The following is a 23,591-nucleotide window of genomic DNA, read 5'->3' on the forward strand; positions in this document are numbered from 1 at the left end:
GGCTGGGTCGGCCGGTCCGTACCACGGCCCGCATCCCGGACCGGTGAGCCGGTGGTTCCGGCCCAGTGGCGTCTGCATCACGGCATGTGCGGCGGAAGTGGGCGTAGGACGCGCGGGTTACGCGTCGCTGCCGTGTTCCCCGGCCGGCTGGGACGCCCGTGCGTCGGCTGTCTCCAGCAGACGCAGCGCGGGTGTGTTGATGGCTTGGGGCGTCCCCTGGCGGTCGTACCGGAAGAGGGAGATGCCGTGCTTCGAGGCCCAGGCGATGGCCGGCGGGGTGTAGCCGGCCATGGAGAAGAACAAGGCCTCCTTCTCCTTGGCGGTGGCGACGCCGTGGAGTTGCTGGACGGTCGGGCGGGTGGTGGGGCTGCCCTCCATCTTCACCTGTGCCAGGCCCCGTTCGGAGATGACGTCGATTCCCTCGTCGGCGCCGACGGGCGTGGCCACGGCATCGGTGAAGCCCAGGTACCGCATCCAGTCGACGGCGACGAGTTCGGATTCTCGCGCGGTGCGGATCAGCCGTGGCTCGGGCCGGCCGGCCGGGGGCGAGGCCGGTGCGGGGAGGGCCGCGGCCTCATCCCGGGCCGCAAGGGCGATCGGCAACTGGGGGTTGTCGAGGAAGGAGAAGAGCAACTCTCCGACCCGCAGTCCCCAGCCCTCGGTCACATCACCGGGATCGGGGTCGTACCGGTAGGACGTGCCCTTGTCCGACACGGCCGCCGAGCGGTCGGTGAGGATCAGCAGCGCCCGGCGCTTCCCGGTCCCAGTGGTCACCGCCAGGGCGATGCACAGGATGCGCTCGTCGACGGCGAGATGCCTTCGCGCGAGCCGTTCCGCCTCGGCCTGGACGCGTGGGTCGCGTGCCGCGCTGGTCCTCGACAGGCAGTACGCGATCGCCTCCTCCTGCGGCGCCCCACGCTCCGGCAGGCCGTCGAGCAGCTGACGTACCGCGCGCCGCAGTGCCCGGGCCGCCTCGGCCGCCTCGCGTGCGAGAGCGTCCTGCCGCTCCTGCTCGCGCTTCTGCTCGGCACGTGCGGCCTTCCTCTCGCGGATCTCGGCCTGTCGGGCCGCTTCGGCCTCGTTCCGGGCGGTGTTGCGCCGGCCCGCCGGGGTGGCGTTGAGGACCCGCACGGCGGTTGCCGCGACAGCGGCAACCGCCAGCGCGATCAGCGGGACGACATCGGAGAAGAACAGCCCGATGAGCGCGACGAGGAACGCGACGACGCCCAGGGCCGCGAGCAGGAGCTGAGCCGTCTCCACCCGGGCATCCACCGGTGGGCGCCGCACCGTGTTCCTGCCGCCGTCGGTGGCCGGGGCGTCGCCGGCAGGGGTGCCGGTGGCCGGGGCGTCGTCATCCGGGGACTGCGGGGCCGCAGCCGCCCGGCCGGATCCTGGACAGGCCTGCCCTCCCACCTTGTGGGAGACGATGACTCCCTTGCCCATGGGCAGTTGTAGCCGACAGACCGAGCATGTGCCGAGTCCCACCGCTTCCCCCCGTACCCCTTGCCGTGAAGTGAGCAGACTGTAACCGATCCGGACAGCGACGGGAGTACCTGCCGTCGTCGGGACGAACGCGGGCAGTTCCCGGCAACGGGGCCTGCGCCGGCCGCGGCAGCCGCGACAGCGGTGCCTCGCTTCACGCGGGACAGCCGGACCCGTCGCCGCCGAGGTCCAGACGGATCACGGCCAATGTCTCGGCCACTTCGGCGGTCAGTTCGTCGTCCGGGCCGAACACCAGGCACAGGTCCGCGTGCAGCGGGTCCAGGACGTCGAAGGCGTCCGTCGTCCGCCCCTGCGCGAGCAGCAGCATGCCGATGTCGCGGCGCAGTTCCACCGCGTTCTCGCTCGCGTCGCCGTCGACGGCGCGGACGGCGTCGAGGACGTCGTTCAGTCCGGCCAGCGCCTCGGTCACCTGGCCGAGTTCGCCGCGGCAGCGGGCCGCCTGGGCCCGGCTGTTCAGCGCGTCCTCGCTGCCCGGCCCGCCGACCCGCGCGAAGGCGTCGGCGAGCGCCTCGAACTCGGGCAGCGCGGCCCGGTGGTCTCCCGCCAGCTGACGGCTGACCGCCCGCCACGTGCGCAGCCGCAGCACCGCCTTGTTGTCCGAGCCGAGGGCGCGCGCGGCCGGCCCGATCAGCTCGTCCACCACCTCGGCGGCCTGTGCGTACCGCTCCTCCTCCATCAGGGCGAGGTAGTGCTCATGGACCTCGCGGATCTGCTCCCGCAGCGCCTCCCGCTCGGCCGCGGGTACGACCGGCGGCGCGTCGGGCGCGGCGGCGGCGGGCCGCACGCTCCCGGCGCCGACGCGGGAACGGGGGGCGTAGGGGCGGCGGAAGATCCCGGTCGGGTCGGGCGTCCCCGCGGGCCCCGCCTCCTCGGGCGCCGGCTCCTCTCCCGGCGCGGGCAGGAACGGCCGCAGCCGCTCGTACACCTCCTGCACGTCCGCCGGACGCGCCTCGGGGGCCTTGCGGAGCAGGTCCAGGACCAGCTCCTCCAGGGCCTCCGGTACGTCGGCACGGAGCTGCCGCAGGGGCGTCGGTGCCGCGTTGACGTGCTGCGTCATCAGCTGGAACTCGCTGTCCCCGGCGAACAGCGGGCGCCCGCAGAGCAGTTCGTGCAGCACACAGCCCAGCGCGTACAGGTCGGTGCGCGGCGTGACCCGGCCGCCGCGCACCTGTTCCGGCGCCATGTACTGGTGCGTGCCGATGGGGCTGCCCGTCGAGGTCAGCTTGGTGACGTCCGTCCGGAGGATCGCCGCGATGCCGAAGTCCAGCACCTTCACCGTGCCGTCCCGCGCGATGAGGACGTTGCCCGGCTTGAGGTCGCGGTGCACCACCGGCACGTCGTGCGCGTACGACAAAACGGTCGCCACCTGCGCCGCCACGGCCACCGCCCAGCTAACCGGGAGCGGCCGGTCCGGGCGCACGTACGCGGTCAGCGGCACGCCGTCGACCAGTTCCATCACCAGGAACAGCCGCTCGTACGACGCCCCGAGCACCGCGTCGTACACCTGCGGCACGCCCGGGTGCCGGATCCGCGCGGTGATCCGCGCCTCGCGCCGGAACCGCTTCTCGAACTCCTGCGCCGCCTGCGGCGACGTCACGGCCTGCGGGCGGATCAGCTTCACGGCGACCGGCCGGTCCAGCACGGCGTCGTAGCCGCGCCAGACGTCCCCCATCCCGCCATGGCCGAACCGCTCCAGCAGCTCGTACCGTTCCGCGATCCGCCGTACGTCCGGCACCTGGCCCCCGCCCCCGTCGCGTGTCCGAAGTGATCCTTCGATGTGGTTGGTGATCAGTTTCGCGGGCGGGGGATCCGTCCGTCCAGCGCCGTCAGATGTCCTCCAGGCCCGCTTCCCGGCGGATCATCCGCCAGGCCGCCCGGCGGGCGCTGCGGTCGAGGCCGGACTTGAAGTCCCGGTCCGTACCGAAGTACCGCTTGCCGAGCGTGTCGATCGTGGAGACGTGGTCCATCATGTTCTCCTCGAACTTCTTGTCGAAGACGATGCCGAAGTTCTCCTCGTCGTTGACGAGGGCGGCGGCCCGGACCTTCGGGTCCTCCTTGGTGGCGTTGAACGCCGGGAGGACGTCCTGCTCGGTGAACTCCGTACCGAACTTCGCGTTGAACCTCTCGATCAGCTCGGACAGCAGGGACGTCTCCGGGTCTCTGGCGCCGCCCGCCCCGTCGCCGAAGCCCTTGAGCTCGGCGGGCCCGTCGGCGGAGAGCGACACGTCGACCTCGCCGGTCTTCTCGACCCGCAGGTGACTGAGGTCCACCTCGCCTATGTCGACCCCGCCGTCCGCCCGGCGCGGCAGGCGGTTGAGCAGGTGCCGTCCGTACAGGTACAGCCGCTCCAGCTCGGGGTCGTGGTACGGGACGATCTGCGCGAGGAAGCCGTACTTGCGGACGTAGTCGTGGAGATGGGTCCGGAACTCCTCGGCCGTCTCGACGTCGTCCTCCTCCTGGCTGTCCAGCAGCGCGGTGAACCGGGTGACCGCGGGGGAGAGCAGCCGGTACAGCTCGGCGTGCAGCTTCTCCCACGTGGACGGGGAGCCGCCGGCCCTCTCCTGCGCCTCGAAGTACGCGGCGACGAACGCGTCCATGTCCTGCTCGGAGACGACCGGGGCGGACATGACGCGGCTCTGGGCCGTGTAGAGCAGGTTCGGATCGGAGGGCAGGGTGTGCGCCTGCTCGAAGTACGGGCGGAAGGCGTCCCGGATGTCCTCGGCCTCGTTGACGAAGTCCAGGACGGCGAGGTCGGCCTGCGACTTGCGCTCGGCGGTGCGGTTGAGGCGGGAGAGGGTCTGCACGGCGGCGATGCCGGTCAGCGTCTTGTTGACGTACATGGTCGTCAGCAGCGGCTGGTCGAAGCCGGTCTGGTACTTCTCGGCGACGACGAGGATCCGGTACTCCTGCTGCCCCTTGCCGCCGGCCTTCGCGGCCTTGTCGTCGGCGCGGGTGTAGCCGAACGCCTTCGGCAGCGCGCTCTCGGGGAGACCGCCGTTCTCCTTGCTCTCGGTGGTCTCCTCGCCGTCGATGGTGAGGGACCCGGAGAAGGCGACCAGGACACCCAGGTCCGGGTAGGCGGCGTCGTACCCGCGGTCGGCGATGTAGCTGCGGATGGCGCGGGCCGTCCGTACGGCGGAGTGGCGGGACGCCGTGACCACCATGGCCTTGGCGCGCCCGCCGAGCCGGCCGCGGGTGTGGGCGACGAAGTGCTCGACGATCACCTGGGCGTGCTGGGACACCGTGTGCTCGTGCATGAGCGCGAACCGGGCGAGCAGGCTGTTCGCCCGGGAGGGGTCGACCTCCTTCTCGTCGCGGTTGAGGTTCGCGAGCTTCCAGTAGGTGGTGTACGTGACGTAGTTGCGCAGCGGGTCGAGGATGAAGCCCTCCTCGACGGCCTGGCGCATGGAGTAGGTGTGGAAGGGGCGGTAGACCGCCTTGCCGTCCTCCACGTCCCGCGTGCCGAAGAGTTCGAGCGTCTTCGCCTTGGGCGTGGCGGTGAAGGCGAAGTAGGAGAGGTTGGCGGCGCGGGAGCGTGCGACCGCCTTCGCCCTCAGCTTGTCGTCCACGGTGAGCGTGGTCGCGCCCTCGTCGTCCGAGTCGGCGTCCAGGCCGAGGTCGCGCAGGGCGGACTTCACGGCGGTGGCCGCGTCGCCCGACTGGGAGGAGTGCGCCTCGTCCACGACGATCGCGAAGCGGGTGCCCTTGATCTCGGTGGGGTTGCGCTTGACGTAGTCCAGCAGCGCCGGGAACGAGTGCAGGGTGACGGTGACGATCTTGCCGGTGTCCCGGGACAGGGCGCGGGCGAGCTGTTCGCTCTTCGCCCCGTGCTTCTCGTCGACCTTCACGACCAGGCCGTCGGTCTGCGAGAAGCCGCCGACGGTCTCCCGGAGCTGGGCGTCCAGGTTGCGGCGGTCGGTGATGACGATGACCTTGTCGAAGACGGGCTCGCCCGGCGTGATGCGCTGGTCGGCGACGGCCTCGGGGTCGAGGGCGGCCGGGTCGGTGCCGGCGTGCAGGTCGCTGAGCCGGTGGGACAGCCAGCCGATGGTGTTCGACTTGCCGGAGCCGGCGGAGGCCATGATCAGGTAGTTCTGGCCGGCGCCGTGGGTGGCCGCGTGCGCGGTGAGCCTCCGGACGACGTCCCACTGGTGGAAGCGGGGGAAGACCGTCGTCCTGGTGGTGCCGCCGCCGGGCGTCCTGTGCTTCTGCTGGTGCACGAAGCGCTGGAGGAGGTCGAGCCAGTTGTCCCGCTGCCAGACCTGTTCCCACAGGTAGGAGGTGGCGTACGTGCCGTGGGCCGTGGGCGCCGGATTGCCGGCCCCGCCGGGCCGGCCAGGACCGTTCGAGCCGGTGTTGAAGGGCAGGAACCGGGTGGCCCTGCCACGCAGCCGGGTGGTGACGAAGACCAGGTCCGGGTCGACGGCGAAGTTGGCGACGACCCGCCGCGTGAAGATCGGCTCGGTCGGGTCGCGGTCGGTCCGGTACTGCTCCTTGGCCTGCTCGACGCCCTGACCGGTGAGCGGGTTCTTCAGCTCGGCCGTGGCCACCGGGATGCCGTTGAGGAACAGGGCCAGGTCGAGACGGCGGCCCCGGTCGGCCTGCTTGGTGGCGTAGGGGAGTTCCCGGACGACGGTGAGGCGGTTGGCGCGGTAGCCGTCGAGGACGGAGTCGGCGGAGACGAGGTTGGGCTTGAAGTGGGCGACGCGGAACCGCACCCCGCGGTCCTTGACGCCGTTGCGGAGGACATGGAGGAGACCGTCGTCGGCGATGGCCCGGTCCAGGCGCTGCGCGAAGCCGCGCCGGGCCTCGCGTGAGTCACCCCCGTAGACGGTGAGCAGCTCGCTCCACTCGTCGGGTTGCGTCTCGTCGATGAAGGCGAACAACTCGTCGGTGTCGAGCCCGAGATCGGCCCGGTAGCCCTCGGGTTCCGCCTCCCGCCAGCCGCGCTCGCACAGGGCGGCGACGATGGCCGACCCGAAGGAGGACTCGTCGTGCACGGGGCTCATGCGGCCACTCCCGCGGTTGCGGTGGGGCCGGCGGCGGACACGTCGAACTGGCCGGTCACGGCGGCGGTGACGAGGGACTGGCGGCGCTCCCTGAGGAGCTCCTGCTGGCGTCGCACCCGGTCGGTGAGCGCGTCGAACCGGGCGTTCTGCCGGCGGATCTCCCGGACGATCCGCTCCTGTTCCTCGACGGGCGGCAACGGGACGCGCAGCATCTGGAGGTCGGGAACGTAGATCGTCTTGTGGGTGGACCCCATGGCCAGGCGCCCCAGGAGATCAGGCCGCATGGCCCGCAGGCACCACAACAGGTAGTGCGGGACCAGGCGGGGTCCACAGGTCCACGTCACGAAGTCCTGACTCGTGGCCATGTCGAGGCCCATGATCCCCGAATAGCCGGCCGAGGCCGTGCGGCACAGGAACACGGTCCCCTTCGGGTGCAACTCGGCCGCCGAATGGGCGAGTCCGAGTTCACTGATCTTCTCCCGGGTCTCGTGGACCTCCTCGACGCGGTCGTCCCGTACCTGCTTGACCTCGCCCGTGGTGATCCACGGGATGGTGCAGTCGGTCCACCACTCCGGATGGGAGCGGCTGGGGGTGTGGCCGCTGCCCATACGGGCCAGCAGCCCCAGGCGCACCTCCTGCCAGGCCGCGGGGACGGTGTCGAGCCAGGGCAGCGTCGACGTCCGGCGGTGAGCGTGCGCACTGCCGGACACGGCCGCCACCACACCCGCCGAACGGCGCTCCGCGAGAAGCTCCAGTTCGCGCCGCAGGACGCGTTCGAGCGTGTCGATGCGACCGGTCTCGGCGTCGAGGTAATCGGCGATGCGGATCTGCGCTTCCCTGGGCGGGACCGGGATCGGAACCCCGGCGAGGTCCTCCTTCGTGACGTGCACCATGCCGATCATGCCGCTGGTGAGCCGGCGCTCGATCCAGTGCGTGGCCGCCTTGAGGGCCCAGTAGAGCCATCGCGGGTCACAGCCGTGGACCCCGACCTTGAAGATGTGCTGGTTCAGGTAGTGCTTGCCGGGTGCGGCCCACAGGTACGGGCCGAACGAGGTCCCGGGGTTCCCGGACCAGGAGAACAGCAGGTCCCCCGCCTCCACGCGGTACTTGTCGGGCAGGGACAGGGCGGAGCGGTTGAAGTGGGGCGACCCGTTCAGGTTCTCGATCCGGACGATGGGGGTGCCCTCGTCGGAGCGGTCCGCTGAGTTGAACACGTAGCCGTTCGTGAGCGTGGCCAGGTACCTCAGCGGGACGATGTCCCAGGTGTCCGGCGTGGCGCCACCACCGTACGGAAGCCGGGCGTGCGTCATTCCGTGACCTCCCCCAGCAGTTCCTGGATCTCGGCCTCCAGCGCCTTGAGATCCGCGTCGATCTCGGCCAGCGATCGCGGCGGCTCGTACACGTAGAAGTGCCGCGTGAACGGGATCTCGTACCCGACCTTCGTCTTGTCGTGGTCGATCCACGCGTCCGGCACGTGCGGGTGCACCTCGCGGGCCAGGTACTCCTCGACGTCCTCGCCCAGCGGTACGTTCTCGTAGTCCCGCAGTTCCGGGTCCGGCTCCGGGGCGCCCTTGACGAGCTGTACCTCGCCCTCCGGGTCCCGCACCCCGATCAGGTCCCGCAGCGCCTTGTTGAACGGCGCCCCGGTCGGCCACGTCCCGCCGGCCCGCACCACCGCGTCCTTCAGCGCGAGCCAGGCCTCCTGCTTCGTGCCCCAGCCCGTGCCCGCCAGGGACTTGACGGCGTCGGCCAGCGCCGGAGCCTGCGGCAGCCGCTGGATCACCTTGGACGTCTCCAGCGCCGCCGCCGTCTCCTCCGTCACCTCGAACCGCAGCCTGAGCGGGCGCTCCACGGTGATCCGCCGGTAGCCGAAGTCCTCGTTGGAGAAGACCCGCACCTTGCCGTGCAGCGGGTGCTCCGGGTCGTCCGCCACGGCCAGGGCCTCGCCGTACAGCCTGACCACCGTGGCGATGTGGTCCCTGCCCAGCTCCTTGCGCTTGTCGCCCAGGGACTTGCGCATCTTCTGCCACTGGTCGCGGGCGTCCAGCAGCACGACCCTCCCCTTGTGGTCCGGGTTCTTGCGGTTGGTCAGGATCCAGAAGTACGTCGCGATGCCCGTGTTGTAGAAGAGCTGGTCCGGCAGGGCGACGATGCCCTCCAGCCAGTCGTTCTCCAGGATCCAGCGGCGGATCTCCGACTCACCCGATCCCGCCGCGCCCGTGAAGAGCGGCGAGCCGTTGAAGACGATCGCCAGGCGCGAGCCGCCCCCGCCGTTCACGTCCACCGGCTTCATCTTGGAGACCATGTGCTGGAGGAACAGCAGCGAGCCGTCGTTGATGCGCGGCAGCCCCGCGCCGAAGCGCCCGGCCTCGCCCAGCGCCTTGTGCTCGTGCTCCACCTCCTCCTTGACCTTCTTCCACTCCACGCCGAACGGCGGGTTCGCCAGCATGTAGTCGAAGGTCCTGCGCGCGTGACCGTCGTCGGAGAAGGAGTTGCCGAAGGCGATGTTCTCCGGGTCCTGGCCCTTGATCATGAGGTCGGACCGGCAGATGGCCCAGGACTCCGGGTTGAGCTCCTGCCCGTACACCTCCACCGTGGCGTCCGGGTTGAGCTCCTTGATGAGGTCGTCCATCGCGGAGAGCATGCCGCCCGTACCGCAGGCCGGGTCGAGCACCGTGCGCACCGCACCCGGCAACTGCAACGCGTCGCCGTCCGGGGCGACCAGCAGCCGCACCATGAGCTGGATGACCTCACGCGGGGTGAAGTGCTCACCGGCCGTCTCGTTGGACTGCTCGGCGAAGCGGCGGATCAGCTCCTCGAAGATGTAGCCCATGTTGTGGTTGGGCACGACCTCGGGCCGCAGGTCCAGGTCCGTGAACTTGCCGATGACCTGGTAGAGCAGCCCGGCGCCGTCCAGCCGCTTGATCTGCTGGGCGAACTCGAAGCGGTCCAGCACGCCCCGCGCGTTGTCCGAGAAGGCCCCCACGTACACCTGGAGGTTCGCCGTCGCGTTCTGCGGGTCCGCCGCGATCTTCCGCAGCGTCAGGCGGGAGGTGTTGTAGAAGGAGTGGCCCGAGGCACGGCGCAGGAAGCGGTCGGGGTCGATCCCGCTGTCCCTGTGCTGCTCCGCCAGCTCCGCGACCTGCTCACGGGTCGGGTCCAGCACGCACTCAAGGCGCCGCAGCACCGTGAACGGCAGGATGACCTTGCCGTAGTCCGACTGCCTGTAGTCCCCCCGCAGGAGATCGGCGACGGACCACGCGTGGTTCGCCAACTCCGTGTGCTTACCGATGTTCAACTGGATCCCCGGATTCCTTCCGCGATGTCCCGACCCCACCGTCCGCGGGCGGGCCGAGTCGATCGGCCTGCCGGGACGGTCCGACAAGTGTGGTCCCTGTGTCAGGGCGTGCCCGACCGGGCGGATCGCCACCCCGGCCGCCCGTCTCCGCTCCCTCCCGCGACGGCAGCAACTGCCCGCCGGTGAGCCCGCCCGCGAGTAGCCGTGCGGTGTCCTCCGCCAGCCGCGTCGCCCGCCGCGCCTGTGCCCGCAGCTCGTGCACGTGCCGGAACGCCTCCCCGTACCGCCGCTGCTCCTCCAGCGGCAGCAGGGGCACGCGCAGCCGGCCGGGGCTGACCGTCAGGATCGTGCTGCCCGTCGACGCGCCCGCGATGTTCTCCTCCGCGCCCAGGAACCCCGCGAGGAACCAGGCGTCCAGACGGGCCGGGTCCGGCCGGAAGAGGTGGACGTGGTGGCCGAGCAGTGCGCCGGCGTCGTCCCCGCCCGCGACCCGGACCATCGGGCCGTCCGCGCTCGCGACCGCCCGGACGAGGACGTCCCCGACGGCGACCACGGGTGCCGTGTCGTCGTACGGCCCCACCGGGTCCCCCGTCGGTCCCGAACCGGTCGCGATGTCCGAGCTGGTCAGCACCGCCCGTGCCGCGGTCCCCGCGCCCCCGCCGCTCCCGCAGTCCGCGGTCCGCGCCCGGGTGCGCGCACTGTCGGGCTGGGTCCGCAGCAGGGTGAGCGCCCCACCGCGCGCGAGGTCGGAGGCCGTCGCCGTCCGCCACTCGCGGGCCGTGGCGCCCGCCGCGCTCCAGCTCTCGTCGCCCGCCGTCCGCGCGAGGGCCTTCGAGGCCCGCACGAGATCGCGCCGTGCGGCGTCGACCTCGGCCGACAGTTCCGCCGGGTCCACCTCGGCCCGTGACGCCCGCACCAGCCGCGCCGGGGTCAGGTCCACCACGTCGTCCAGCAGGTCCACCACGCCGACCGCGCGCGCCACGCCGGGTTCGCCCTCGAACGTGTCGGGGCTCTCGGTGAACGCCCGCCAGGCGTCCAGGGCGCGCGCCGTGATCCTCTCCCAGTCCAGGGAGGCGGACCGGCTCCCGCCCCGCGTCCGCGCGGTCACCGCCGTTCCGCCGCGTCCGGCGGCCGTCGCCGGGTCCGCCGCGGTGTCCACGAACAGCACCGACCTGCGCTCGGGGCCGCCCGGTTCGGGCCGCCGGAGCACCCAGACCTGGAGACCGATGTGCAGCGGCGCCGACGCGCCCACCGGCAGCGCGACGACCGCGCGCAGGGCCCCGCTGCGGACCAGCTCGGCCCGGACGCGGCGCCCCGACGCGCGGCCGGCCGTGGCGGGCGGCAGGAGCAGGACCGCGTGACCGCCTGGCGCCAGGTGGGCGAGCGCGTGCTGGACCCACGCCAGCTCCGACTCCGCGCGGGCCGGGACGCCGTACGCCCAGCGCGGGTCGTACGCCAGCTCGTCGTGGCCCCAGTCGCGGACGCCGTACGGCGGGTTGCACAGCACCGCGTCGACGGCCAGGCCGGGGAAGGCGTCCGCGCGGAGGCTGTCGGCGGCGCGCACGGTGACCGCGGCGTCCGGAGCCGTCAGCATCAGACTCACGGCGCTGCGCCGGGCCTGCACGTCGAGCGCGTCCTGTCCGTACAGTTCGCGCGCCCCCCGGCGGGCGGCGGCCGCCAGCAGCGTGCCGCTGCCGCAGGCCGGGTCCAGGACGCGGGCCGGGGAGCCGGGAACCAGACGGACGAGCAGGTCCGCCAGCGGCGCGGGGGTCCGGTACGTGCCGGACGCGGCACTGTCCTCCAGCTCCCGTTCCGCGAGCACGCCGAGCGCGGCCTGTCCGCCCTCGTCGCGTACACACGTGTACAGGGCGCGCAGCACCGCGGCGTCGTCCGCCTGGAAGCGGACCGCCTCCGCGGCCGGCACGGCGCCGGAAGCGGACGCCGCGTCCCGCTGTGCGCGGGCGGCGAGCTCCGCGTCCGGCGACCGCGTGGCCGCCGTCAGCTCCTGGGCCGAGCGGCCCGCCGCGGCGAGGACCAGGAGCAGCAGACCCTCGGGCGTGCCGCCGCCGCTCTGCGCGCGCAGCCGCAGGGCGGTGCGCAGCTCCTCCGACGGGGTCGCCGCCGAGGCGTGCCCGCGCGAGGCCAGCCAGGCACGCACGGCCTCCAGGTCGTACAGCGGGCTGCTCTCCGTGCCGCCGGACGGATCGGGGAAGTCCTCGTACCGACGGCGCCAGTTGCTCACCGTCGCGCGGGTGACTCCGGCGATGCGGGAGATCTCGGCGGCGGTGACCTGGGCGGACGACGGTGGCATGGCGGCCTCTCGGTTGCGGACGGTCCACAACCTACAGCACTCGTCAAATCCGTCGACGTATTTGACGATGCTTTCAAGCTCCCTGGGGTGGCTGCTACTCGGAGCGGCCGAGGACGCCGGCGGCGCGTCCGGTGTCCCCGCACGGCACCGCCCCGGACAGTTCCGGGTCGCCGAACTCCGCACGCAGAGCCTGGAACGCGGTGACCTTGTCCTCGCCGAAGCGGCGGACGTGGGCGGCGTAGTCGTCGGCGGTGAGGAACGCCGACGGGCGGGACTTGGTGTGGAACTTGTCCGCGTACATCACCAGCCGCTCCTCCTCCGTCACCGCCAGGTAGTCGGCGGGAGGCAGCGGGAGGCCCTGGCTCAGGACGTCGTGCCGGGTGAGACCGACTCCGGTGTGGTGGGAGCAGAACCGGCGCAGCGGCTCGGGGAAGCCCTCCTGCTCCAGGATCTCGTGGCCGAGCAGTCCGTGCCGGATGTACCGCGCGTGGTCCAGCCGTCCGTCGGCGTCGTAGAGGCGGTAGACGCCGATGTCGTGGAGGAGGCAGCCGGCGCGGACCAGGTCGGCGTCGAGGTGGCGCAGGCGTGGGGCGGACAGGAGCCGCCGGGCGATGCTCCAGACGATCTCGCAGTGCGTGTGGACGAGGGCGAACGCCTCGGCGGTGGGCGCGTACTTCTCGTGCAGCGCACGGATCTCGTCGGGTCCCGGAATGCTCATCCGGGGAGCCTAACAACCGCCGTGGAGCGGTCCGTACGGCCCTCCCGCCGGGTCCGGGCCGGTGCGGTCTCGGCCCGGACCCCGTCCGGTCATCCGATCGAGCACTCCTTCGTACTGAGCGGCTTGGTGCTGCCGGCCGTTCTGCTGCACAGCACTTCCGTCTCCGAGGTGCCCCGGGGCGTCCTGCGCACCCGCTTGATCACGATGCTGTGGCCGCGCCGTTCGCCGTACAGCGGCGCGTCGGTGAAGTCGATCGTCCCGGTGGCCATCCCGTCCAGCTTCACGCCCCTGAGGTTCACCCAGGTCGCCGCGCGGCTCTGGCGGACATCGCCGAGGCTGGCCGCCCAGTACAGCGCACGCGTGGCGTCGTGGGCGAGGGCCGTCTGGCCGCTGGCGAGGTCGGGGGAGTCGTACGTGACCTCCTTGCCCTCCAGCCAGGGGAGGTACTTGACGGCGTCCTGGTAGAAGGCGGTCGTGGACGCGGCCTCCCTCAGCTCGGCCAGGGCGGCGTGGTAGAGCGTGATCCGCGGGGCCACGCCGTCACGGCCGCCCGTGCCGGAGAACCTGGCCTTGCTCAGGTCGTCCCCGGTGAGGATGGATATCTCCCGGTTCGCGCAGCCCGGTTCGGTGCTCAGCTGGGTCATCAGCGGACCGATGTCCTCGACCCGTCCGGCGAAGTAGATCACCGAGGGGACGTGCTCCGCCCGGCAGATGCTCCCGGCGAGCAGCCGCAGTTCGGGCTTGCCGTTCGCCACCCGGTAGCGCTCCTCGGGCAGCAGCCGGAACTCTTCATCGGACAGCATCTTCCCGCCGTAGGCGGCCTGTTCGCTGGTGTAGCGGTCCTGCGAATCCTTGGTGTCGCGGGCCAGCACCAGCGCGTACGGGTCCTTCTCCCGGGCGCGCAGCTGCCGGGCGACGAAGCCGAGCGCCTTCGCCTGGTGCTCGTCGGGAGCCGCGAGGCTGAACCAGTTGGAGAACCGCTTCGGCAGGTAGGTCGCCGAGTTGGTGCCGGAGACGATGGGCAGTCCCACCTCGTGGAGCCGGCGCGTGACGTAGGTGCTGCTTTGCAGGTCACGTCCGAAGCCGACCACGCCGACGACGGTCGGGTCGCGGTCGGCGTACCGGGCGATCGCGTCCGCCGCCACGCGCTGCTGCCCCATGTCCACACCCGCGTTGGCGAGCAGCACCCGGAGTTTGACCGTGTAGTTCTCGTTGACCACGCGCTGGGCGAGGTACACGCCGGCCAGCTCCTCGGCACCCTTGACGAGGGAGGAGTCCGTCGCGGAGGAGCTCAGCGGGCCCGCGTACACCACGGTGACGTACGTGCCGGGGTGCTGGTGCAGCACGTCGGCGTTCTCGGCGCGCACCAGGTCCTCCAGCTCACGCATCCGCCGGCCCTCCCCGTGGGCACCGCCCGCGAGGTACGCGCCGAACCGGACGTCTCCGGTGGCTATGCCGACGCACTCCGTGCCGCCGCCGGGCGCGGGACGCCGTACGGTGTCGCGGTCGGCGCTCACCAGGCCCGCCGAGCAGTACGCGCGGTGCAGTTCGAGGGAGTGGACGACACCCGCGGTGCCGGCGAGGACGAGGACCAGGACGAGGCTGTACGCCGACCACACCACGCGGGCGAGGGGCGGCCGGTGCCTGGCCCGCACGCACCGCCAGTCCGTCTGCCGCAACTGCACCAGCTCGTCGCGGGGCAGCGCCGCCCTGAGCACCCAGGGCAGGGCGTTCGTCCGGCTCGGCGACTGGTCGGCCCGGAGGTTCCCCGCCCACTCGTCGTACCAGTGCCGCAACCGCTGCTGGAGGCGCCAGGGCGCGGGCTGCGGCCGGCCGGCCGGTGGCTCCGCGTCCGTGCCGCGGTCGAGCAGCGCCGCGTCGCCCGCCGCCACGCCCGCCACGATGAGCAGCGGATCGAGCTCACTGCGCCGGCTGCGGACGTCGCTCACCGCCCTGATCAGTTCGACGCCGCCGTTCTCCCGGCTGATCCGGCGCAGGAACAGCACGGGGGGACGCGTCCGCTTCAGGCCCCGCAGGTCCCAGCTGCCGCGCCGGTGGTTGTCCCGCAGGTCCTCGAACAGCGCCAGCACGTACAGCTGGAGTGGGAACGGGCCGCCCTCCCGCATCGCCTCGGCCACGTCGTAGGCGCGGGCCGCTATGGCCCTCCAGGAGTGGACGGGCCGCAGCAGCCGCACGCTGGTCGACCGGCGGCGGGCGGCGGACTGGAGGAACGTCGTGGTCAGGAACCACCGGCTCTCCGTGCGCAGCCACAGGAAGAGGGGAGCGCGTCCGGGGACGTGGTTGAGGCCGGCGAGCAGGATCATCAGTCCGAGGCCCGCCAGGGCGGCGACGTACCACTCGGGGCGGGTGAGCAGCGCGGTGAACGCGCCCAGGATGCCCATGGGCAGGAACTGCTGCACGTCGTTGAGGAGTAACTGCCGGTGCCAGCGCGAGGGCCTGCGGGGCCGCCAGCGCTGCCGGGCCAGGATGCGCAGCAGATGCGTCTGGGCCTGCTCCCGCTGCGCGTTGCCGTCCGGTGTGCCGGCGGGTGCGGTCGGCCAGTGCTCGCGCATCTCCGGGGCGTCGGTGGCCTCCTGGAGGGCGCGGACGAGGTTGAGGCGCGGAAAGGTGTAGGGCCGGTAGGCGGCGGACCGGCCGCCCCACTTCCGCCAGTCGCCGAGGTCCCACAGCAGCCGGGTGGCCCTGGCCAGGGGGTCGACGTCCCCCGGCTGCGGCTCGGTCGGGGCGACGGCCAGGCGGGTCCCGTGCCGCTGCTGTCCTTCGCGCAGTTCGTCGACGAGTTCGATGACGCGGTCGTCGTCCGCCGCGTCCTCGGCGTGCAGCACGATGACCGGCATCGGGCGGTCGCCGGTCCGGAAGTCCTGGATCAGGGACTCCAGCTGCCGCTGGACGTCGATTCCGGCCTCGGTCGACATGCCCGGGTGATCACCCGGGCAGTCCTGAAGGAAGCCGTGGTCACGACCGTGCATGGACACCCCCCGTGGTCTGAAGACACATGTGTCACAAGCGCCTTCGAGCATATCGCTCACCAGTGACAACCGCTCCGGGCGCAACGCCGCGCGGGCGGTGGCACGGTGGGGGGGGCTGTGCCTCTTCACCGGTGGAAGACGTGCGCTCCCTGACGGGGGAGCGGGAGCCACGGTCCGAACGCGGGCGCCGGGGGTGAGGGGGAGCCGGGGGAACCCGCGGAGACCGGCGGTCCCCGCTGACGGCACCCGGCAGGCGGTGCGGGTGCCGTCAGCGGCCCGACGGCACCAGTTCCCGTACCGGCCGCGCCGGCGCCGGGCGCACCGCCCGCGCGTTCCGCCACAGCCACAGCACGTCCCGTCCGAAGGACCACACCAGCGAACCCAGCGCCAGCAGGACGACGGCGAGGCCGGCCGGGGCCGGCAGCAGCTCCGAGCCCGCGAGGAGCAGGCAGATGCCCTGGATCGCCGCCACGGTCTTGCGGGCGAACGACGGCGGCAGCGGGGCCGACAGCCAGGGGGCGAACCGGGCCGCGGCGACGAACGCGTAGCGCATGCCGCCGATCAGGAGGACCCACGGCCCCAACCGCGTCGACACGTACACGCTCAGCACCAGGATCAGGAACGCGTCGACCTCCATGTCGAAGCGCGCGCCGAGCGCGGAGGAGGTGCCGGTGCGGCGGGCGACCTTGCCGTCCACGCCGTCCAGCAGCAGCGCCACGGCGGTCAGCGCGACCAGCACCGTCACCGGCGGCGCGCTCTCGAAGGAGTCGGCGACCAGCGCGGTCACCGCGCCGACCAGGGTGGTCCGGCCCAGCGTGACCCGGTTCGCGGGGCCGAAGGAGCGCAGCCGGGAGCGGTGCACGGCGCGGGAGAGGACCGCCCAGGTGGCGAACGCGAAGGCGAGCCCCGTCAGCCAGCCGGCCGGCCCCATGCCGATCGCCGGGCCGAGCAGGGCCAGCAGCAGGATCTGCGCGCCCGCTCCCACAGCGGTCTCCTGCTGGAGCCTCGCGTCATACGTGTTGTTCAGGGCCACCGCACACCCTCCGGCCGAGTGACAGAGTCGATCAACGCCGCGTACCGTGCGCGGCCTGTGCACAACTCGGTACGTGAACAACTTCCCGATCGTTCAGGAGGATGCCGATGAACCACTCGGCCCGCGCGTTCTGGCTCCGCTCGCCCGGCCACGGGGAGCTGCGCGACGTCACCCTCGCGGCCCCCGCCGAGGACGAGGTCCTGGTACGGGCCCTGTACTCCGGGGTCAGCCGGGGCACCGAGACCCTCGTCTTCCGCGGCGGCGTGCCGGACAGCCAGCACACCGTGATGCGGGCACCGTTCCAGGAGGGCGACTTCCCGGCACCGGTGAAGTACGGCTACCTCAGCGTCGGCGTGGTCGAGGAGGGCCCGGCCGCGCTGGTCGGCCGTACCGTCTTCTGCCTCTACCCGCACCAGAGCCGCTACGTCGTTCCGGTAAGCGCCGTCACCGTCGTGCCCGAGCGGGTGCCGGCCGGGCGGGCCGTGCTCGCCGGGACCGTCGAGACCGCCGTCAACGCCGTGTGGGACGCGACACCGCTGCTCGGCGACCGGATCGCGGTCGTCGGCGGCGGCATGGTCGGCTGCTCGGTCGCCGCGCTGCTCGCCCGCTTCCCGGGCGTCCGCCTCCAGTTGGTCGACGCCGACCCGGCCCGCGCCAGGACCGCCGAGGCGCTCGGCGTCGACTTCGCCACGCCGGCCGACGCCCTCGGCGACTGCGACCTCGTCGTCCACGCCAGCGCCACCGAGGCCGGCCTCACCCGGGCCCTGCAACTCCTCGCCCCCGAGGGCACGGTCGTGGAACTGAGCTGGTACGGCGACCGGCACGTGACCCTGCCGCTCGGCGAGGCCTTCCACTCCCGCCGGCTCACCGTGCGCGGCAGCCAGGTCGGCACCGTCTCCCCGGCCGCCCGGCCCGGCCGCACGTACGCCGACCGGATGGCGCTCGCCCTGGACCTGCTCGCCGACCCGGCGCTGGACGCGCTCATCACCGGGGAGAGCGCTTTCGAGGAACTCCCGCACGTCATGCCCCGGCTGGCGTCCGGTGAGATCCCCGCCCTGTGCCACCGGATCCGCTACACGGAGACCGGCCTGACCTGAGAAAAGAGTGAGGGGCGGCTGAACACGGGGAAGCGAAGAGCCGTACTACACGGCATCCCCCGGCGGGCAAGGCGGGGGACCAGACGCGCCGCACCTGGAGGGTCGTCCGTTGTTCAGCATCACCGTCCGCGATCACATCATGATCGCCCACAGCTTCCACGGCGAGGTCTTCGGCCCCGCGCAGCGCCTGCACGGCGCCACGTTCCTCGTGGACGCGACGTTCCGCCGCGAGCAGCTGGACGAGGACAACATCGTGGTCGACATCGGCCTGGCCACGCGGGAACTGCGCACCATCACCGCGGAGCTGAACTACCGGAACCTGGACGACGAGCCCGAGTTCGCCGGCGTCAACACCTCCACGGAGTTCCTGGCCAAGGTCGTCGCCGACCGACTCGCCGAGCGGATCGCGAAGGGCGCGCTCGGCGAGGGCGCCAAGGGTCTCGCCGGGATCACCGTCACGCTCCACGAGTCGCACATCGCCTGGGCGAGTTACGAGCGTGGCCTGTGACCGACCTGACCGTGGAGCGGGCCCGCCTCGCGTACGTGCCCGCGCAGCCCAGCGCCGCCCCGAACGCCGGAATCGTCCCCATGTCCCTGCGCAGTGTGCACTTCGTGATGCCGGGCGGCGTCGACGACCCGGCCGCGCCCAGCGGCGGCAACGCCTACGACCGCAGGGTCTGCCTGGACCTGCCCGGCTTCGGCTGGCAGGTCACCCGGCACGCCGTACCCGGCACCTGGCCGCGCCCGGACGCCGCCGCCCGCGAAGCGCTCGCCCGCACGCTGCGGAGCCTCCCGGCCGACTCCGTCGTCCTCTTGGACGGCCTGGTCGCCTGCGGGGCCCCGGAGACCGTCGTCCCCGAGGCGGGGCGCCTGCGCCTCGCGGTCCTCGTCCACCTCCCCCTCGGTGACGAGACCGGCCTGGACCCGGACGTCGCCGCCGACCTGGACGCGCGCGAGCGGACGGTGCTGCGGGCGGTGCCCGCGGTGATCGCCACCAGCGACTGGGCGGTCCGCCGGCTCGTCTCCCACCACGGACTCGCCCCCGACCGGGTGCACGTGGCCGCGCCCGGCGCCGACATCGCGCCCCTCGCCCCCGGCACCGACGGCGTCTCCCGGCTGCTGTGCGTGGCCGCCGTGACCCCGCGCAAGGGCCAGCACCGGCTGGTGGAGGCGCTCGCGGCGGTCCGGGACCTGCCGTGGACCTGCGAGTGCGTCGGCGGCCTCGGCCACGACCCCGGGTACGTGGCCCACCTGCGGGAGCTGATCGCCCGGTACGGTCTCACCGACCGCCTGCACCTCACCGGCCCCCGTTCCGGCGCCGGCCTCGACGCCTCCTACGCCGCCGCCGACCTGATGGTCCTCACCTCCTACGCCGAGACCTACGGCATGGCGGTCACCGAGGCCCTCGCCCGGGGCATCCCCGTCCTCGCGACCGACGTCGGCGGACTGCCCGAGGCGGTCGGCCGCGCCCCGGACGGCGGGGTGCCCGGCATCCTCGTCCCGCCGGAGGACCCCGCCGCGCTCGCCGCCGAACTGCGCGGCTGGTTCGGCGAACCCGACGTGCGCCGCCGCCTCAAGGCCGCGGCCCGTGGCCGCCGCGCCGCCCTCGACGGCTGGGCGACCACCGCCCGCAGCCTGGCGGCGGTCCTCGGCCGCCTCCCGGAACCACCGCGGAGGACGGCGTGAGCGGGCACCGGGACAGGGGTGGGGAGACGGTGCCGGTCCCGGCGGAGACAGGCGGGCCGGGGGACGCTGAAGCGGCCGTCCGACCGGGTTCGAACGGACTGATCCCGGCACAGCCCGGTCCCCGGGCGGGCGAGTCCGTACGGGGTGCCGCGCGTGCGCGGAGCGAGGAGGTACCGGACGTGGAGACCGTAGGCGCGGAGAAGACGGACGCGGACGCGCGTGCCGGGGGCTCGTCCGGGGCGGGGGAGCCGAGCGCCGGCGACCGCGGCGCCGGTCCGGTCATCGCCGGTGCCGGGCCCGTGGCCGGTCCCGCCGAGCGGGCCACCGTACGGCTGCGGGACGGCGACCCGGAGGAACCCCCGCGCTACGCGCCCGAGTGGCTGCGGCTGCGCGAGGGCGCCGACGCGGCGGCCCGCGCGCGGGAACTGCTCGACCCGCTGCGGATCCGGCTGGCCGACCCGCCGGGCCGCTCCGGCGGACTGGTCGTGCACGACCTGGGCTGCGGCACCGGCTCGATGGGCCGCTGGCTCGCACCCCGCCTCGACGGCGCCCAGCACTGGATCCTGCACGACCGCGATCCCTACCTGCTGCACTTCGCCGCCGCGGCCTCCCCGCGCTCCGCCGCCGACGGCAGCCCGGTCACGGTCGAGACCCGGCGCGGTGACGTCGCCCGGCTCACCCCGGACGCGCTGGCCGGGGCCTCGCTGGTGACCGCGTCCGCGTTGCTCGACGTGCTCACCCGGGAGGAGATCGAGGCCCTGGCGGACGCCTGCGCGGGCGCCGGCTGCCCGGCGCTGCTCACCCTCTCCGTCGCGGGACGCGTCGAACTCGCCCCGCAGGACCCGCTGGACGCCGAGATCGCCGAGGCGTTCAACGCCCACCAGCGGCGCGCCGGGCTGCTCGGCCCGGACGCGGTCACCGTGGCCTGCGAGGCGTTCGCCGAGCGCGGGGCGACGGTCCGGGTGCACGCGAGCCCGTGGCGGCTCGGCGCCGAGGAGGCCGCGCTGACCGAGCAGTGGCTGCGCGGCTGGGTGGGCGCCGCCGTCGAACAGCGGCCGGAACTGGGCGACCGGGCCGCGGCGTACCTGAGCGCCCGGCTCGCCGCCTGCGCGGCCGGCGCGCTGCGGGTCACCGTCCACCACACCGACCTGCTGGCGCTGCCCCGGCCGAGGGGCGCGGCGGCGTGAGCGGGAGGACGACGGCAGCGGGCACGAGGGTGCCGGCGGGGGAGGACACGGGCACGTACGCGCCTACGGCACCGGCGGAACCGGCGTGCGCGGCACCCGACGCGGCTCCCGCGCGCACGCGCGTGACGCAGGCGCTCCGCGCGGACGTGACGCACTCGCAGACGGCCCCCACTTCCCGGCGCCGCACCTCCCGGGCCCTGCGCACCCGCATCGGCACCCTCGTCGGGGCCGGCATCCTCGCCGCGCTCCTGTGGCGGCTCGGTACCGGCGCCCTGCTGGACGGGCTGCGGCGGATCGACGCCGTGACGGTGCTGGCGACGCTGGGCATCGGCGTGGTCACCACCGTGTGCAGCGCGTGGCGTTGGCAGCTGGTGGCCCGGGGTCTCGGGCTGCGGCTGCCGCTGGGAGCGGCCGTGGCCGACTACTACCGGGCGCTCTTCCTGAACGCGGCCCTGCCCGGCGGAATCCTGGGCGATGTGCACCGGGCGGTCCGGCACGGGCAGAGCGCGGGTGATGTCCGGCGCGGGGTGAAGGCGGTCGTACTGGAGCGGGTCGCGGGGCAGATCGCGCTGGCCGTGGTGGGCGCGGCGGTGCTGCTGACCCTGCCGTCGCCGGTGCGCGCCGGCATCCGTGACTCCGCCCCGCTCGCGGTGCCGGCCGCGGTCGGCGCGCTGGCCGTCGTCCTCGCCCTGCGGATGAACCGTCCGCCGGCCCGCCGGCCCGGCGCGCTGCGCCGGACGCTCGGCGAGGCCCGCCGGGGACTGGCGTCCCGGCGGAGCGGACCGGGTGTCGCCCTGTCCTCCGCGGTCGTCCTGGCCGGGCACCTGGTGATGTTCGTCGTGGCGGCCCGGGTGGCCGGCTCGGCCGCACCGGTCACGGTGCTGCTGCCGCTCGCGGTACTGGCGCTGCTGGTAATGGGGCTGCCGCTGAACGTCGGCGGCTTCGGCCCCCGCGAGGGCGTCACCGCGTGGGCGTTCGGCGCGGCGGGGCTCGGGGCGGACACCGGTGTCGCGGTCGCCGTCGTCTACGGCGTGCTGAGCTTCGTGGCGAGCCTGCCCGGCGTCGTGGTCCTGCTCCGGCGCTGGTACGAGACCCTGCGCACCGAGCCCGCCGGACCGCTCTGCGCCCCCGCCCCCGACGACCCCCCGCCGACCGGGGCCGCCCCCACGGGTCCCGGTCGGCAGGGGGCCGCCGGCCGGGGTCAGTCCCGGTCCGGCGTCGAGGTGAGCAGTCGGAAATACGGGTCGAAGGATTCCGCCAGGCTCGCCAGCAGTTCCTTTCCCTTTTCCGCCGAACCCAGGGAAGGACGGCCGATGACGCCCGATTCGGTATAGGCGGACATTCCCACGGTGAGCAGATGGCGACGGTCGTCGGCGACGAAATCGGCGGACTCGTGACCAGGGCGGACGAATTCGGGGTGAGCGTGCAGCAGAATCGAGGTCTCGATTTCTCCCGCGTGCATGTCGGTGAGCAGCGAGGTGACCACCCCGGCCCGCTCCCGCGCCGCCTCCCAGTCCTCGGCGGCCGGGAACAGCGCCATCCGCTCACCGCGCGCGGAGGCCTCCTGGACGACGTTGCCCAGCACGTAGTTGCCGCCGTGCCCGTTGACGACGACCAGCGCGCCGACGCCCGAACGGCGCAGCGACGCCGCGATGTCCGAGACCACCGCGTGGAGGGTCACGGCGGAGATGCTGACGGTCCCCGGCCAGGCCGCGTGCTCGTGCGAGCAGGAGACCGTCACCGGAGGGAGGAGGTGCACCGGGTACGCGGCGGCGATCTCCCGCGCCACCGCGCAGGCGACCAGCGTGTCCGTCGCCAGCGGAAGGAACGGACCGTGCTGTTCGAAGCTCCCGACGGGAAGGACGGCGACCTGTGCTGACACGCCCGCCCCCCGGGTCCGTACGTCCTCGGTGGTGTCCGTCGGCACCACGCCGCTCGCCACCCCGTACGCCGCCGTCCGCGCGCCCGAACCACTCATCCTTCCACGGCCTTTCGTCTCTGCTTAGGAATCAGATCATGACAGAAAACACCGGCGTCAACATCGGCGTACTCGGCAAGAAGTCCCCGCTGCGTTCCGGCGCGGAACGCGTCGTGAATGCACCGCTGCCCACCGTGTACGGGAAATTCCAGGCGATCGGCTACCTGGACCACGACCGCGGTGACGAGCAAGTGGCCCTGGTGTACGGCGAGATCGGCGCCGAGAACGTGCTGACCCGGCTGCACTCGGAGTGCCTGACCGGGGACGCGTTCGGCTCCCGGCACTGCGAGTGCGGGGACCAGCTGGAGGCCGCGATGCGCGCGGTGGTCGCCGAAGGCAGCGGCATCGTCGTCTACTTGAGGGGGCACGAGGGCCGCGGCATCGGTCTGCTCGCCAAGCTGCGCGCGATGGCGCTCCAAGCGGAGGGCCTGGACACGGTGGAGGCGAACCTCGCGCTGGGCCTGCCGGTCGACGCCCGTGACTACGGCGTGGCCGCCGAGATCCTGCGCGACCTCGGGGTGCGCTCGGTCCGGCTGATGTCCAACAACCCGCGCAAGCGGGAGGCGCTGGTCCGGCACGGCGTCCAGGTCGCCGAGCAGGTGCCGCTGCTGATCGAGCCGTGCGAGAGCAACATCACGTACCTGCGGACCAAGCGGGAGCGGATGGACCACCACCTGCCCCATCTGGACGCCGTCGCCCACGGCTCCTGAACGCCCGGTCGCGGGTTCGGCGGGCCGGGTTCCGGAAAGGATCAGGCGACGGGCGTGCGGCGCGGTGAAGG

The 23,591-nt window shown here is 73.2% G+C and carries 15 protein-coding genes and 1 pseudogene; 6 read left to right on the forward strand and 10 right to left on the reverse strand.

Annotated features, from left to right (window positions below; translation table 11 throughout):
* Positions 1–117 precede the first annotated feature (117 nt).
* From AQJ11_RS06145 to AQJ11_RS06185, 9 genes are all read right to left on the reverse strand, one after another.
* Entirely contained in the window at positions 118–1,443 is a 1,326-nt protein-coding gene (locus tag AQJ11_RS06145; RefSeq protein WP_107120791.1) for a restriction endonuclease, read from the reverse strand.
* Between the two features lie 193 nt (positions 1,444–1,636).
* Positions 1,637–3,238, reverse strand: coding sequence for a serine/threonine-protein kinase (locus AQJ11_RS06150; RefSeq protein ID WP_059262133.1), 1,602 nt, complete (start codon positions 3,236–3,238; stop codon positions 1,637–1,639).
* Between the two features lie 91 nt (positions 3,239–3,329).
* A complete protein-coding gene (locus tag AQJ11_RS06155; RefSeq protein ID WP_059262134.1) occupies positions 3,330–6,512 on the reverse strand; it encodes a type I restriction endonuclease subunit R in 3,183 nt (1,060 codons plus the stop codon).
* Positions 6,509–7,822 carry a restriction endonuclease subunit S gene (locus AQJ11_RS06160; RefSeq protein ID WP_059262135.1) on the reverse strand — a complete coding sequence of 438 codons (1,314 nt, stop codon included), beginning with the start codon at positions 7,820–7,822 and terminating at the stop codon, positions 6,509–6,511. Before AQJ11_RS06160 ends, AQJ11_RS06155 begins: the two co-directional genes overlap by 4 nt.
* The gene (locus AQJ11_RS06165) at positions 7,819–9,810 is read right to left on the reverse strand and encodes a type I restriction-modification system subunit M (RefSeq protein WP_059262136.1); all 1,992 of its coding nucleotides are present in this window, start codon (positions 9,808–9,810) and stop codon (positions 7,819–7,821) included. Before AQJ11_RS06165 ends, AQJ11_RS06160 begins: the two co-directional genes overlap by 4 nt.
* On the reverse strand, positions 9,797–12,121 hold the full coding sequence (locus AQJ11_RS06170; RefSeq protein WP_079082240.1) for an N-6 DNA methylase: 2,325 nt from the start codon (positions 12,119–12,121) through the stop codon (positions 9,797–9,799). The genes AQJ11_RS06165 and AQJ11_RS06170 overlap by 14 nt, the downstream gene beginning before the upstream one ends.
* A 94-nt stretch (positions 12,122–12,215) precedes the next feature.
* Positions 12,216–12,839, reverse strand: coding sequence for an HD domain-containing protein (locus tag AQJ11_RS06175; RefSeq protein ID WP_059262137.1), 624 nt, complete (start codon positions 12,837–12,839; stop codon positions 12,216–12,218).
* Between the two features lie 89 nt (positions 12,840–12,928).
* Positions 12,929–15,775, reverse strand: a complete 2,847-nt coding sequence (locus AQJ11_RS06180) for a type 1 periplasmic-binding domain-containing protein (protein WP_059262138.1) — start codon at positions 15,773–15,775, stop codon at positions 12,929–12,931.
* 322 nt (positions 15,776–16,097) lie between these two features.
* Complete coding sequence (locus AQJ11_RS06185) at positions 16,098–16,862, reverse strand: CDP-alcohol phosphatidyltransferase family protein (RefSeq protein ID WP_059262139.1); 765 nt, start codon at positions 16,860–16,862, stop codon at positions 16,098–16,100.
* 107 nt (positions 16,863–16,969) lie between these two features.
* Here AQJ11_RS06185 and AQJ11_RS06190 point away from each other — a divergent pair, with 107 nt between their 5' ends.
* The 5 genes and pseudogenes from AQJ11_RS06190 to AQJ11_RS50800 form a co-directional block, all read left to right on the forward strand.
* Positions 16,970–17,959 (forward strand): zinc-dependent alcohol dehydrogenase, encoded by a 990-nt coding sequence (locus AQJ11_RS06190; RefSeq protein WP_059262140.1) that lies wholly within the window; start codon positions 16,970–16,972, stop codon positions 17,957–17,959.
* Between the two features lie 109 nt (positions 17,960–18,068).
* The gene (locus AQJ11_RS06195) at positions 18,069–18,467 is read left to right on the forward strand and encodes a 6-pyruvoyl trahydropterin synthase family protein (protein WP_059262141.1); all 399 of its coding nucleotides are present in this window, start codon (positions 18,069–18,071) and stop codon (positions 18,465–18,467) included.
* The gene (locus AQJ11_RS06200) at positions 18,464–19,645 is read left to right on the forward strand and encodes a glycosyltransferase family 4 protein (RefSeq protein ID WP_059262142.1); all 1,182 of its coding nucleotides are present in this window, start codon (positions 18,464–18,466) and stop codon (positions 19,643–19,645) included. The genes AQJ11_RS06195 and AQJ11_RS06200 overlap by 4 nt, the downstream gene beginning before the upstream one ends.
* A gap of 179 nt (positions 19,646–19,824) precedes the next feature.
* Complete coding sequence (locus AQJ11_RS06205) at positions 19,825–20,832, forward strand: class I SAM-dependent methyltransferase (RefSeq protein ID WP_059262143.1); 1,008 nt, start codon at positions 19,825–19,827, stop codon at positions 20,830–20,832.
* A 146-nt stretch (positions 20,833–20,978) separates the two neighbouring features.
* Positions 20,979–21,833, forward strand: a pseudogene (locus tag AQJ11_RS50800) (lysylphosphatidylglycerol synthase transmembrane domain-containing protein); the annotation flags it as partial.
* A 200-nt stretch (positions 21,834–22,033) separates the two neighbouring features.
* On the opposite strand, the gene AQJ11_RS45420 reads toward AQJ11_RS50800, so the two are convergent.
* Positions 22,034–22,810, reverse strand: a complete 777-nt coding sequence (locus AQJ11_RS45420; protein WP_107120793.1) for a creatininase family protein — start codon at positions 22,808–22,810, stop codon at positions 22,034–22,036.
* 38 nt (positions 22,811–22,848) lie between these two features.
* Between AQJ11_RS45420 and ribA the strand changes: the two genes are divergently transcribed.
* The gene (ribA, locus tag AQJ11_RS06220) at positions 22,849–23,520 is read left to right on the forward strand and encodes a GTP cyclohydrolase II (protein WP_058082762.1); all 672 of its coding nucleotides are present in this window, start codon (positions 22,849–22,851) and stop codon (positions 23,518–23,520) included.
* Positions 23,521–23,591: the final 71 nt, after the last annotated feature.

This window comes from Streptomyces corchorusii, from assembly GCF_001514055.1.
Taxonomy (GTDB): Bacteria; Actinomycetota; Actinomycetes; order Streptomycetales; family Streptomycetaceae; genus Streptomyces; species Streptomyces olivaceoviridis.